General features: G+C 36.6%; 14 protein-coding genes. 13 read left to right on the plus strand and 1 reads right to left on the minus strand.

The genetic code is table 11. The features are described 5' to 3' along the window. The first annotated feature begins 43 nt into the window (after nt 1–43). The 13 genes from AC0IXC_RS09835 to AC0IXC_RS09895 all read left to right on the plus strand — a co-directional run bounded on the left by AC0IXC_RS09835 (nt 44) and on the right by AC0IXC_RS09895 (nt 11,885). Nucleotides 44–682 (plus strand): class I SAM-dependent DNA methyltransferase, encoded by a 639-nt coding sequence (locus AC0IXC_RS09835; protein ID WP_002015267.1) that lies wholly within the window; start codon nt 44–46, stop codon nt 680–682. 14 nt (nt 683–696) lie between these two features. Beyond that, entirely contained in the window at nt 697–1,392 is a 696-nt protein-coding gene (mtnN, locus tag AC0IXC_RS09840; protein WP_002015266.1) for a 5'-methylthioadenosine/S-adenosylhomocysteine nucleosidase, read from the plus strand. A gap of 82 nt (nt 1,393–1,474) precedes the next feature. Next, nucleotides 1,475–2,398: an O-acetylserine dependent cystathionine beta-synthase gene (locus AC0IXC_RS09845; RefSeq protein ID WP_002034120.1), complete on the plus strand. Its 924-nt coding sequence runs from the start codon at nt 1,475–1,477 to the stop codon at nt 2,396–2,398. 3 nt (nt 2,399–2,401) lie between these two features. Beyond that, complete coding sequence (locus tag AC0IXC_RS09850; protein ID WP_002034121.1) at nt 2,402–3,535, plus strand: bifunctional cystathionine gamma-lyase/homocysteine desulfhydrase; 1,134 nt, start codon at nt 2,402–2,404, stop codon at nt 3,533–3,535. A 260-nt stretch (nt 3,536–3,795) separates the two neighbouring features. Further along, on the plus strand, nt 3,796–6,399 hold the full coding sequence (gene adhE, locus AC0IXC_RS09855) for a bifunctional acetaldehyde-CoA/alcohol dehydrogenase (RefSeq protein WP_326996624.1): 2,604 nt from the start codon (nt 3,796–3,798) through the stop codon (nt 6,397–6,399). A 126-nt stretch (nt 6,400–6,525) separates the two neighbouring features. Then, on the plus strand, nt 6,526–6,762 hold the full coding sequence (locus AC0IXC_RS09860) for a YrhC family protein (protein ID WP_002034123.1): 237 nt from the start codon (nt 6,526–6,528) through the stop codon (nt 6,760–6,762). Nucleotides 6,763–6,909: 147 nt separating this feature from the next. Further along, nucleotides 6,910–7,857, plus strand: a complete 948-nt coding sequence (locus AC0IXC_RS09865) for an ABC transporter substrate-binding protein (RefSeq protein WP_002015260.1) — start codon at nt 6,910–6,912, stop codon at nt 7,855–7,857. Nucleotides 7,858–7,862: 5 nt separating this feature from the next. Beyond that, nucleotides 7,863–8,891: a FecCD family ABC transporter permease gene (locus AC0IXC_RS09870; protein ID WP_002015259.1), complete on the plus strand. Its 1,029-nt coding sequence runs from the start codon at nt 7,863–7,865 to the stop codon at nt 8,889–8,891. After that, complete coding sequence (locus AC0IXC_RS09875; protein ID WP_002129193.1) at nt 8,878–9,696, plus strand: ABC transporter ATP-binding protein; 819 nt, start codon at nt 8,878–8,880, stop codon at nt 9,694–9,696. The genes AC0IXC_RS09870 and AC0IXC_RS09875 overlap by 14 nt, the downstream gene beginning before the upstream one ends. Next, on the plus strand, nt 9,663–10,058 hold the full coding sequence (locus AC0IXC_RS09880; protein ID WP_002129192.1) for an ankyrin repeat domain-containing protein: 396 nt from the start codon (nt 9,663–9,665) through the stop codon (nt 10,056–10,058). Before AC0IXC_RS09875 ends, AC0IXC_RS09880 begins: the two co-directional genes overlap by 34 nt. Nucleotides 10,059–10,352: 294 nt before the next feature. Further along, a complete protein-coding gene (locus AC0IXC_RS09885) occupies nt 10,353–10,880 on the plus strand; it encodes a GNAT family N-acetyltransferase (protein ID WP_002145659.1) in 528 nt (175 codons plus the stop codon). Nucleotides 10,881–10,938: 58 nt separating this feature from the next. Continuing rightward, nucleotides 10,939–11,397, plus strand: coding sequence for a GNAT family N-acetyltransferase (locus AC0IXC_RS09890; protein ID WP_002129190.1), 459 nt, complete (start codon nt 10,939–10,941; stop codon nt 11,395–11,397). Between the two features lie 110 nt (nt 11,398–11,507). Next, complete coding sequence (locus tag AC0IXC_RS09895) at nt 11,508–11,885, plus strand: hotdog family protein (RefSeq protein WP_002015250.1); 378 nt, start codon at nt 11,508–11,510, stop codon at nt 11,883–11,885. 39 nt (nt 11,886–11,924) lie between these two features. Here the strand turns inward: AC0IXC_RS09895 and AC0IXC_RS09900 are convergent, their stop codons facing one another. Continuing rightward, complete coding sequence (locus AC0IXC_RS09900; protein WP_002015249.1) at nt 11,925–12,470, minus strand: helix-turn-helix domain-containing protein; 546 nt, start codon at nt 12,468–12,470, stop codon at nt 11,925–11,927. Between the last annotated feature and the right edge of the window lie 48 nt (nt 12,471–12,518).

Below are 12,518 nucleotides of genomic sequence, written 5' to 3' on the forward strand. Positions count from 1 at the left end.
GAATATCATACTGATAAAACCGATAAGAAAAAGGGGAATTTTTATGGGAACAGAATTTAATGGTTTATTTGATGAATGGGCTCATACGTACGACTCATTTGTACAAGGCGAAGATATACAATATAAAGAAGTTTTCGCCCATTATGAGGACATTTTAGAGGATGTAGTTAACAAGTCATTTGGCAACGTATTAGAATTCGGTGTTGGTACTGGCAATTTAACAAATAAATTATTACTTGCTGGTCGCACAGTTTACGGTATAGAACCGTCACGCGAAATGCGTACTATTGCAAAAGAGAAATTACCAAAAGAGTTTTCAATTACAGAGGGTGATTTTCTTTCATTTGAAGTCCCAAATTCAATCGATACTATTGTGAGCACTTACGCATTTCATCATTTAATAGATGAAGAAAAAGACGTAGCAATTGCGAAGTATAGTCAATTGCTAAACAAAGGTGGTAAAATAGTGTTTGCTGATACGATATTTGCAGATCAAGATGCATATGATAAAACTGTCGAAGTAGCAAAACAAAGAGGTTTTCATCAGTTAGCAAATGATTTGCAAACAGAATACTATACACGTATTCCGATCATGCAATCTATTTTTGAAAACAATGGCTTCCACGTAACGTTTACGAGATTAAATCATTTCGTTTGGGTAATGGAGGCAACTAAGCAATAGAAAGAGGGATTAGATTGAGAATTGCTGTAATTGGAGCAATGGAAGAAGAAGTACGTATTTTACGTGACAAACTAGAACAAGCAGAAACAGAAACTGTTGCAGGTTGTGAATTTACGAAAGGGCTATTGGCAGGACATGAAGTAATCTTGCTAAAGTCTGGTATTGGTAAAGTAAATGCAGCGATGTCAACGACAATTTTATTAGAAAAATATAAGCCTGAAAAAGTAATTAATACTGGTTCAGCTGGTGGATTCCATCACTCTCTAAATGTTGGTGATGTAGTTATTTCAACAGAAGTTCGTCACCATGACGTAGATGTAACAGCATTTAACTACGAATATGGTCAAGTGCCAGGAATGCCACCTGGATTTAAAGCTGATGAGGCATTAGTTGCATTAGCTGAGAAATGTATGCAGGCAGAAGAAAATATTCAAGTTGTAAAAGGTATGATTGCAACAGGTGATTCATTTATGAGTGATCCGAACCGCGTTGCAGCAATTCGTGATAAATTTGAAGATCTTTATGCAGTAGAAATGGAAGCAGCAGCTGTTGCGCAAGTATGCCACCAATATGAAGTTCCGTTTGTTATTATTCGTGCACTTTCTGATATTGCTGGTAAAGAATCAAATGTTTCATTTGATCAATTTTTAGATCAAGCAGCTCTTCATTCTACAAACTTTATCGTAAAAGTACTAGAAGAGTTAAAGTAATGTAACAAAAAGGCAACTGTCTCATATAAAGAAAATACATACAGTTGCCTTTTCTTTATTGGCAAATAAGGGGGAGAACACGATGAATGTATATCGTGGAGTTCATGAGTTGATTGGTCATACACCAATCGTGGAAATTACTCGTTTTTCACTTCCGAAAGGAGTCCGTTTATTTGCAAAGCTTGAATTTTACAACCCAGGCGGAAGCGTTAAGGATCGTTTAGGAAGAGAATTAATCGAAGATGCACTAGAAAAAGGGCTTGTTGCAGAGGGCGGAACAATTATTGAACCGACGGCTGGGAATACTGGCATTGGACTGGCACTTGCAGCGTTAGAACATGATTTACGCGTCATTGTTTGTGTACCAGAGAAATTTAGTATTGAAAAACAAGAATTAATGAAAGCGCTAGGTGCAACGGTCGTGCATACACCGACTGAGCAAGGAATGACCGGCGCAATTGCAAAGGCAAAAGAATTAGTAAAGGAAATACCAAATTCATACTCTCCAAGTCAGTTTGCTAATGAAGCAAACCCTCGTGCTTATTTCAAAACACTAGGTCCTGAACTTTGGGATGCGCTGAATGGAGAGATTAATATATTTGTTGCAGGGGCAGGAACTGGCGGTACGTTTATGGGAACTGCGTCTTATTTAAAAGAAAAAAATATTGATATTAAAACGGTTATTGTAGAACCAGAAGGATCTATTTTAAATGGCGGTAAAGCTGGTTCACATGAAACAGAAGGTATTGGTCTTGAATTCATTCCACCATTTTTAAAAACATCTTATTTTGATGAAATTCATACGATTTCTGATCGAAATGCATTTTTACGCGTAAAAGAATTGGCGCAAAAGGAAGGCCTTCTCGTTGGAAGCTCTTCAGGAGCGGCATTTCATGCAAGCTTACTTGAGGCAGAAAACGCAGCACCAGGTACAAATATTGTAACGATTTTTCCGGATAGCAGTGAGCGCTATTTAAGTAAAGACATATACAAAGGATGGGAATAAAAAATGAGAGCAAAGACAAAGTTAATTCATGGTATTCGCATAGGAGAACCTTCAACTGGATCTGTAAACGTGCCGATATATCAAACGAGTACGTACAAACAAGAAGCAGTTGGTAAGCATCAAGGATATGAATATTCACGAACAGGTAATCCAACTCGTTCAGCTTTAGAAGAAATGATTGCAGTGTTAGAAAATGGTCATGCTGGATTTGCATTTGGTTCAGGGATGGCAGCTATTACAGCAACTATTATGCTATTCTCAAAAGGAGATCACGTCATTTTAACAGATGATGTTTATGGCGGTACGTATCGCGTTATTACAAAAGTACTAAACCGTTTCGGCATTGAGCATACATTTGTAGATACAACAAACCTAGAGGAAGTTGTAGAAGCAATTCGCCCAAATACGAAAGCGATTTATGTGGAAACACCAACGAATCCATTACTGAAAATTACTGATATTAAGAAAATATCCGCTCTTGCTAAAGAGAACGATTTATTAACAATTATTGATAACACATTCATGACGCCATATTGGCAGTCGCCAATTTCTTTAGGAGCAGACATTGTACTTCATAGTGCAACGAAATATTTAGGTGGGCATAGTGATGTAGTTGCAGGCCTAGTAGCTGTAAATAGCCCGCAACTAGCAGAAGACCTTCATTTCGTACAAAACTCAACAGGAGGTATTCTTGGACCACAAGACAGCTTCTTACTACTTCGTGGTTTAAAAACATTAGGAATTCGTATGGAGGAGCATGAAATAAATTCACGCGCAATTGCTGAGTTTTTAAATAACCATCCGAAAGTAAATAAAGTATATTATCCAGGTCTTGAATCACATCAAAATCATGAATTAGCAAAAGAACAGGCGAACGGATTTGGTGCAATCATCTCATTCGATGTAGATAGTGAAGAAACATTAAATAGAGTACTTGAGAAGTTACAGTACTTTACACTTGCTGAAAGCTTAGGAGCAGTAGAAAGTTTAATTTCCATTCCATCACAAATGACACATGCATCAATCCCAGCAGATCGCCGTAAAGAATTAGGAATTACAGATACATTAATTCGAATCTCTGTTGGTATTGAAGATGGAGAAGATTTAATTGAAGATTTGGCACAAGCACTAGCATAGTAAAAATGCACTGCTAATATAGAGCAGTGCATTTTTATTATATTAATTTGTGAAATGTTTCACAAATTAGACATACACAAATGAAATGATTTCATGTATATTAAATTCATGAAATATTATTCACGAACAAACTTGTGAAATGTTTCACAAACAATGAGATTCATGTAGGAAGGTAACTCTATTTTTTTACGCTAATCGGGACTTTTTATGACCTATAGGGACTTATGAAGTCCAAGATAGCAGAATAGGAGGAAATTTACATGGTAGTCAAAGAGAAAGTTGTAAATGAAATGCAAGAGGTAAAAGAGATGATTGATACGTTAGTAGATAACGGTCAAAAAGCTTTACAAGCATTAGAAAGTTTTACACAAGAGCAAATTGACAACATTGTTCATGAAATGGCGCTTGCGGGTGTCGATCAACATATGCCGCTTGCGAAGTTGGCTGTTGAAGAAACGGGCCGTGGCGTATATGAAGATAAATGCATTAAAAATATTTTTGCCACTGAATATATTTGGCATAGTATAAAGAAAGATAAAACGGTAGGAATTATTCATGAAGATCCTCATGAAGAAATAATAGAAATCGCAGAACCTGTCGGTGTAGTAGCTGGGGTAACGCCAGTAACGAACCCAACATCGACAACAATGTTTAAAGCATTAATCGCGATAAAAACGAGAAATCCAATTATTTTCGCATTTCATCCTTCTGCACAAAACTGTTCCGTTGCAGCGGCAAAAACAGTATATGATGCAGCAGTGAAAGCTGGTGCACCAAAGCATTGTATTCAATGGATTGAAAGACCTTCTGTGGAAGCAACGAAACAATTAATGAACCATGATGGTGTCGCACTCGTTCTAGCAACTGGAGGGGCTGGTATGGTGAAATCGGCTTATTCTACTGGTAAACCCGCGCTAGGTGTAGGGCCAGGTAATGTACCATGTTATATAGAGAAATCGGCACATGTAAAACGTGCTGTTAATGATTTGATTTTATCGAAAACATTTGATAACGGTATGATTTGTGCGTCAGAACAAGCCATCATTGTAGATAAGGAAATCTATAATGATGTTAAAGCAGAAATGATTGCAAATAATTGTTATTTTGTAACAGAGGAAGAGAGAAAGAAATTAGAAAAGCTTGTTATTAATGAAAATACATGTGCAGTAAATAGTGATATTGTTGGGAAATCAGCACAGTATATTGCTGAATTAGTAGGAATTACTGTACCTGAACATACAAAAATGCTTGTAGCTGAAATTAAAGGCATCGGAGCAGCGTATCCACTATCTCGTGAGAAACTGAGCCCAGTGTTAGCTTGTGTAAAAGCAAATTCATTAGAAGAAGGATTTACATATTGCGAAGAAATGTTAGAGCTTGGTGGCCTAGGGCATTCAGCGGTTATCCATTCTACAAATAAAGAAGTACAAAAACAATTTGGGTTACGTATGAAAGCCTGCCGTCTCATTGTAAATGCACCTTCATCACAAGGTGGAATTGGTGATATATATAATGGATTTATTCCATCACTTACGCTTGGTTGTGGCTCCTACGGGAAAAACTCAGTTTCCCAAAACGTAACGGCGACTCATTTATTAAATATAAAAAGGTTGGCAAATAGAAAAAAGAATATGCAGTGGTTCAAATTACCACCCAAAATTTATTTTGAAAAACATGCGACAGCATATTTAGCAAACATGCCTAACATTTCCCGCGCATTTATTGTAACGGATCCAGGGATGGTTGAGCACGGTTATGTAGATACAGTTACGCACTATTTACGTAAGCATGCAAATGATGTGAAAGTTGAAGTTTTCTTTGAAGTTGAGCCAGATCCATCAGATGAAACTGTATTTAAAGGTGCGGACATGATGAAAAGCTTTAAACCAGATGTAATTATCGCGCTTGGTGGCGGTTCAGCTATGGATGCAGCAAAAGGGATGTGGTTATTCTATGAGCACCCAGAAACGACATTCTATGGAATAAAACAGAAGTTTTTGGATATAAGAAAACGTACATGTAAGTATCCGAACTTGGGAAATAAAGCACAATTTGTTGCCATTCCAACAACATCAGGGACGGGATCAGAAGTGACGCCATTTGCGGTTATTACAGATAAGAAAAATAATATTAAATACCCGCTTGCGGATTATGAATTAACACCAGATGTAGCGATTGTTGATCCGCAATTTGTAATGACAGTACCACCTCATGTGACGGCAGATACTGGTATGGACGTATTAACACATGCAATTGAAGCGTATGTGTCTGTTCTGGCAAATGACTATACTGATGGTTTAGCATTAAAAGCAATTGATCTCGTATTTAAATATTTACCGAGAGCATATAAAAATGGAAATGATGAAGAAGCACGAGAAAAAATGCATAATGCTTCCGCAATCGCAGGGATGGCATTTGCAAATGCTTTCCTAGGTATTAATCATAGTTTAGCGCATAAAATTGGACCGGAATTCCATATTCCGCATGGACGTGCGAATGCAATTCTTATGCCGCACGTAGTTCGCTACAATGCTATTAAGCCAAGAAAACACGCATTGTTCCCAAAATATGAGCACTTTGTGGCTGATGAACGCTATGCACATATTGCGAGAATGCTCGGGCTTCCAGCAAGCTCAACAGCGGAAGGTGTGGAATCACTCATCCAAGCAATTATTGAGCTTGGAAAAAGCTTAAATATAAATATGAGTATTGCAGGACAAGGAGTGGCCAAAGACCAATTTGAAGGGGTTGTTGGATTATTAGCAGAAAGAGCTTTTGAAGATCAATGTACAACAGCTAATCCAAAATTACCGCTCATTTCAGAGCTGAAAGAAATCTATATGGAAGCATATAAAGGCGTATAATAGATAAAAAAGAGCCGCGAGTAAGTGGCTCTTTTTTACTTTGGAAAACATCTCCCAGATTGGTTCTATTTACTTGTCTTTAAGCTTGATAGAATGTGATAAAGTGAGGATGGGAGTGATAAGCAGATGAAAGAATTACAAGAAAAAATAGCAGATTATACCCGGTTTGCACAAGTACTTTTAGCTATAAGTACATTTTTAATGATCGGTTTATTAATTCCAAGTGGAATAAAAAGTATGGTACAGTCTTTTGTTATGATGGGGAGTATTATTGTATTTTTAGTTCTTGCTTTTTTCTTCTTTAAGCGTGTTAGAACGATGCGTGATCAATTAGAGGAGAGCGAATATGAAGAAAATTGTTAAATAGGGCGCTACGAAAAGAAGAAATCTTTTTGTAGCGTTTTTTCATTTTTGTAGAAAATGTATGCGTTTTATATTGACAATGATAATCCTTATCAATTAAAGTGGAATAGTAGTTAATGATTATTATTATCAATTAGAGGTGAAAGAATGAACAAATCTATTACGCTGTTCACAGCGATCTTATCTATTTTTTTCTTATTAATAGGTTGCAGTGCAAAAGAAAACGAAAAAGCATCCGCAACAAAAACAGACAAAGGAACAGACAAAATCGAAATTACCGATCTCTCAGACAGAAAGATAACATTCAATAAAGTTCCTGAAAGTTTTGCTACGTTGAGTATGGGAGACATGGATATTATTCATGCTTTAGGTGGAAAAATAGTAGGTCGTCCTGATACAAAATTAACTCTCCCAGAGGAATTAAAGAAAGCACAAGTAATCGGGAATGCACATCAACCGAATTTTGAGCAAATTGCTAGTTTAAAACCGGATGTACTTGTTGCTAACAATGGATTCCAAAAGAACATTCCAACGGTCGAAGGACAAGGAACAAAAGTAATCATTTCTTCAGCCAACTCTGTAAAAGATATTCAAAAGGGTATTGAAATGTATGGAACAGTAATGAAGAAAGAAGATAAAGCAAAAGAGCTTAACCAAAAAATTAATGATCAAATGAAGAAATATGAGAAAAAGAGTGATGTTAAAGCGTTGCTAGTTTATGGAGCACCAGGCACTTATTTAGCAGCATTACCAACATCTCTATCAGGGGATATTTTAGAAAAAACAGGCGGGAAAAATATCGCAGCTAGTTTTCCAGAAATGAAAGAGTATCCGCAATATGCACAGCTAAGTGTAGAACGTATTATTGAAGCAAATCCAGATGTGATTTATTTAATTACACATGGAGATCCCAATAGTGTGAAAAAAGCATTTGAAGGCGAAATGATGAAAAATGAAGCATGGAAAAATTTAGATGCAGTAAAACAAAATCGTGTAGTTATTTTACCACCAGATTTATTTGGATCAAATCCTGGGACGAAAGTTACAGAAGCGATGGACTTTATGTATAAAAGTATACAAGATGTAAGGAAATGATAAGTATGGAGAGTAGTGAAATAGTAAGAGAAAAGGAACATCCTTTTGCGAGAAAAAGGTGGATAATAACAGTTACTTTAGTCGTATTAACTGTTCTAGGTCTTTTTTATGGCCTTTTTGCAGGGAGCTTATCTTTTTCTTTACGAGACATTATAGAAGGTATACAAGATGAAGGTTCGACAGTTCATCGAATTGTATGGGATCTTCGTATACCGAGAGTGCTCGTTGGTTTTATAGTAGGAACGTGTTTAGCTGCATCAGGAGCATTATTGCAAGGGGTTATGAGAAATCCTCTTGCAGATCCTGGAATTATCGGAGTTTCATCAGGAGCAGGTCTTGTAGCAATTATAATCATGATTTTATTTCCTCAACATATGGCATTCTTACCACTAGGAGCGTTTTTAGGAGCTTTTATTACAGCAATGGTCATTTACGCACTATCATGGCAAAAGGGGGCGCCACCTTCACGAATTGTATTAGTAGGTGTTTCAATAAACGCCTTAATTGGTGCAGCGACTTCAGCGCTAATGTTATTACATAGCGACAAAGTACAATCAGTTTTACCGTGGTTAGCTGGTGGTATTGGTGGTGTTAGTTGGGCACATTTAAATATGATTATTTACTATGCGATATTCGCTATTATATTAGCTTTCTTCGGTATTAAACATATTCGAGTATTAATGCTTGGGGATGAAATGGCAAAATTATTAGGATATAACGTGGAAAGAAGTCGGTTTTATTTAATAGTAGTAAGTACAATGTTAGCTGGAATAGCAGTTAGTGTTTCTGGTCTTATTGGATTTGTCGGTCTTGTTGTACCGCATATGTTACGTTTATTAGTTGGAAATGACTATAAATATTTACTGCCATTATCATGCCTTGGCGGTGGGATATTACTTGTTTTTGCGGATGCGATAGCTCGAAGTTGGTTCGATCCAATCGAATTGCCTGTTGGTATTTTATTGTCCTTCTTAGGTGGTCCGTTCTTCTTATATTTAATCCATAGAGGAGGAAAACAACGTGATTTCCGTTAACAAAGTGTTTTACGCACATTCTGAAAGATTTCAAATGCAAAATATGAATGTACATATTAAAGCTGGAGAAATCGTTAGTTTAATCGGTCCGAATGGATCGGGGAAATCTACTTTGCTTCGTTTAATAGCACGGCTACTTAAACAAAGCGAAGGAGACATCATTTTAGATGGGGAAAATATTTATACGATGAAGAGTGCAGATGTAGCGAAGCAATTAGCGATGTTACCACAAATGCACGATCATCAATTAGATTTAACAGTGAAAGAACTAATAGAGTTCGGAAGAGGTCCTCATAAATCATGGAGTAGTCGCTTAAATAAAGAAGATGAAGAAATTGTTGATTGGGCATTGTCTGTTACAAAGCTTGAAGGGTATGAATATCGTCTTTTACAATCCTTATCAGGAGGAGAAAGGCAACGTGCTTGGATTGCAATGACGCTTGCACAACGCACAAATGTCTTACTATTAGATGAACCAACAACCTTTTTAGATATCGTCCATCAGTTAGAAGTAATGGAACTTGTTAAACGATTAAACGAAGAGTTTGGTATGACGATTGTAATGGTTTTACATGATATTAATCAAGCGGCTCAATATAGCGATCGTTTACTCGTATTAAAACAAGGGAAGATTCAGTATGATGGCGTACCAGAAGAAGTACTATGTCATCAAATGTTTCAGCGTGTATTTGGAATTGAAGTTGATATATTCCAAGGGAGTGACAAGCCATTTTTTACACCGAAACGAATTTGTGAAAAGGGAGAAGAGAGATGCAAACAGACGAGCGTATTACCACTGAGTTAGTAAGGGAATTTGTTATGGCAGCTCACGGAGATCTAGAAAGAGTACAGGAGCTTTTGGCCGAATCACCGAGCTTACTTCATGCTTCTTATAATTGGGGTGGCTCAGATTGGGAAAGTGCCTTAGGAGCAGCGGCCCATGTAGGCCGTAAAGATATTGCTCTTTATTTACTGGAAAAGGGAGCTCGGATGGATATTTTTGCAGCAGCTATGCTGGGTGAACTTGAAGTCGTACAAGCCATTTTAGTAGCACAACCAGAAGCATTACGTGCATCTGGCCCACATGGCATCTCTCTTCTTCAACATGCACGAATGGGTGGAGAAAAAGCTCAGCGTGTATTTGAGTACTTAACAGTGCTTTCTTAATGACCGCAAAGTTCTTATGTGCGGTAAACTTTCCACTCAAAGGATTGGAAGGTTTACCGCCCGTTAGAACGGGATAAGTATCTAGTATATTTGAAAATCCTACACCCCCTCAATTGTAGTTTTCTTTATACTAGTTATGATATGGATGCAGTAGACACTCTTTTGTCTACTGCTTTTTTTTGATATAATACACTTTTATAAGATTGAATTTTCTTTCTTTTTGGTAACTTTCTTGATATGAATTATTCAACACTTACGTAGTTTGAAATATGTTGTTATGTAATGAGGTTCAAAATGATGGGAGTGAATAAAAGAGTGTTCCATACAGATCGCTTACAATTTCGCAAATATACAATGGATGATTTACCATTTTATGCTTCTTTATGGGGGGATGAGAAGGTAATGCGCTATATTGGAAATGGAACGTTAAAAACATTTATGCAATGTAAAAAAAGTTTGGAGGAGAGGGTACTTCCAAATTATAAAAATGGTCTCGGTTTATTTGTAATGATTGAAAAGGAAACAGGGATAAGAATTGGTCATGCAGGACTTGTCAAGCAGAAGGTAGATGGAAAAGAGGAAATTGAGATTGGCTATTGGCTACTTCCTAAGTATTGGGGGAAAGGGTATGCGAAAGAGGCTGCGGCGGCATTTCGAGACTATGGTTTTCAAGCATTACAAATGAATAAATTAATTTCACTTATTAATCCGAACCACCCAGCTTCAATATTTGTTGCTAGAAAAACAGGGCTTAGTTATGAGAAAACAATTTCATTTCATGAGATGGATGTTCTCGTTTATTCCATTAAGCGGGTTGGATGAAAAAAGGTGAATTGCATTTTTTGGAGAATGGTATATAAAAAATAAAGGGAGGGATTACATGTATATTTATCATAATGGACTAATTATTCGTGAAGGAACGAATGGAGTGCCAGCATATGCGATTAAGACATTATTTGAAGATGCTGGCTGGAGTAATGATAATATCCCTTCTTGGCAAATTGAAAAGTTTACGATTGCATTTGAAAATTCAACATGGGCTTTCACAATTTGGGATGAAGAAGAAATGGTCGCGATGGTTAGAGTTATTTCTGATCAAATCATGGTTGCTAACATAGTAAATTTAGTTGTGAAGTGTGAGTATAGGGGGAAAGGGTTAGGTAAGAAACTTGTAGCTCTTTGTTTACAAAAGCTTCCGCATGGCGATTGGTTTGCGCATACGTCCGCTAACAATTTTGATTTTTATAGAAGTTGTGATTTTGAAGTAAGAGAGTTATCAAGAAATGGAACATGTGCGTACTATGGGTATCAAGTGGCAAAAGAGGAAGGGCATCGATAACTTATAAGGTAATAAAGAAAAAGGATTGCTATTTTAATAATATAAACTGAACTGAGACTCATTTTGTGATAAAATAAAAGAAAATTCAGTTTATTAAACGGGGGATAAAAATGAATGTAAAAGTTGGGGATATATTTAAATACGAAAGAAGATTTACCGAGGAAGAAGTTTTTGAATTTGCAAATATTACAGGCGATAAAGGTAGACATCATATGGAATATGATGAGAATGGACGATTAATGGTCCATGGTTTATTGACTGCTAGCATTGGGACGAAAGTAGGCGAAGAGTTACATTACATAGCGAGGGAATTAGTAAGTGAGTTTATTAGACCAGTTTTTACAGGGGATACGGTTACTTGTGAATTAACTTTAACAAATATTGAGCAAATGGAAGGATATAAAAAAGTTTCAATTGAGTCAGTTTATCGCAATCAACATGAAAAGACCGTACTAGTTGGGACGAGTTATGGAATTATAAGGGAATAAAAAAGAAGCCTGTTACGAAACAGGCTTCTTTTTTATCGTTTAGTAAACACGTTTTCGATTTTCCGCATGACTAGAGATAAGTAATAATGCAGATTCTTCACCTATATTGCGAACAATATGAGGAACGCATGCATTCCAAGAGAAAGAATCACCTTCTTCTACAATCGCAATATCTTCTCCATGTTGAACTTCTAGTTTTCCGCGTAATACAAGATGACACTCTTCACCTTCATGAGCATTTGGTGAGTTTTCTTTCGGGAATCCGGCAGAAATTTCTACTAGAGATAGGCGGAGACCACCTTGCTCCGCAACATGCTCAATTCTTTGTTCATCTTTTCCATACACACTGTATTTACGCTCTTCTTTTTTTACAATTTTTAAACGATCTTTTTGTTCTAACAATAAATATGGAAGGGGAACATTTAAAAAATTAGCGATCATTTCTAAAGTTGAGATAGATGGTGATGTTTTATTGTTTTCAACCTGACTCATAAAGCCTTTAGAAAGACCTGTTCCTTCACAAATTTGGGCAATCGTAATTCCTCTACGTTGACGAATTTCACGAATCGCAGAACCGATATTCATAAAATCATGCTCCTTTTTGTAAACAACTATTTGTATCATAGCAAAAAA

It is taken from the genome of Bacillus sp. AC266, assembly GCF_979253805.1.

What these genes read in the sequence shown, in the direction of transcription:
- AC0IXC_RS09835 (WP_002015267.1), top strand. Translation starts at nt 44, where the DNA reads ATGGGAACAGAATTTAATGGTTTATTTGATGAATGGGCTCATACGTAC.
- AC0IXC_RS09845 (WP_002034120.1), top strand. Translation starts at nt 1,475, where the DNA reads ATGAATGTATATCGTGGAGTTCATGAGTTGATTGGTCATACACCAATC.
- AC0IXC_RS09850 (WP_002034121.1), top strand. Translation starts at nt 2,402, where the DNA reads ATGAGAGCAAAGACAAAGTTAATTCATGGTATTCGCATAGGAGAACCT.
- adhE (WP_326996624.1), top strand. Translation starts at nt 3,796, where the DNA reads ATGGTAGTCAAAGAGAAAGTTGTAAATGAAATGCAAGAGGTAAAAGAG.
- AC0IXC_RS09860 (WP_002034123.1), top strand. Translation starts at nt 6,526, where the DNA reads ATGAAAGAATTACAAGAAAAAATAGCAGATTATACCCGGTTTGCACAA.
- AC0IXC_RS09865 (WP_002015260.1), top strand. Translation starts at nt 6,910, where the DNA reads ATGAACAAATCTATTACGCTGTTCACAGCGATCTTATCTATTTTTTTC.
- AC0IXC_RS09870 (WP_002015259.1), top strand. Translation starts at nt 7,863, where the DNA reads ATGGAGAGTAGTGAAATAGTAAGAGAAAAGGAACATCCTTTTGCGAGA.
- AC0IXC_RS09880 (WP_002129192.1), top strand. Translation starts at nt 9,663, where the DNA reads ATGCAAACAGACGAGCGTATTACCACTGAGTTAGTAAGGGAATTTGTT.
- AC0IXC_RS09885 (WP_002145659.1), top strand. Translation starts at nt 10,353, where the DNA reads ATGATGGGAGTGAATAAAAGAGTGTTCCATACAGATCGCTTACAATTT.
- AC0IXC_RS09890 (WP_002129190.1), top strand. Translation starts at nt 10,939, where the DNA reads ATGTATATTTATCATAATGGACTAATTATTCGTGAAGGAACGAATGGA.
- AC0IXC_RS09895 (WP_002015250.1), top strand. Translation starts at nt 11,508, where the DNA reads ATGAATGTAAAAGTTGGGGATATATTTAAATACGAAAGAAGATTTACC.
- AC0IXC_RS09900 (WP_002015249.1), bottom strand. Translation starts at nt 12,470, where the DNA reads ATGAATATCGGTTCTGCGATTCGTGAAATTCGTCAACGTAGAGGAATT.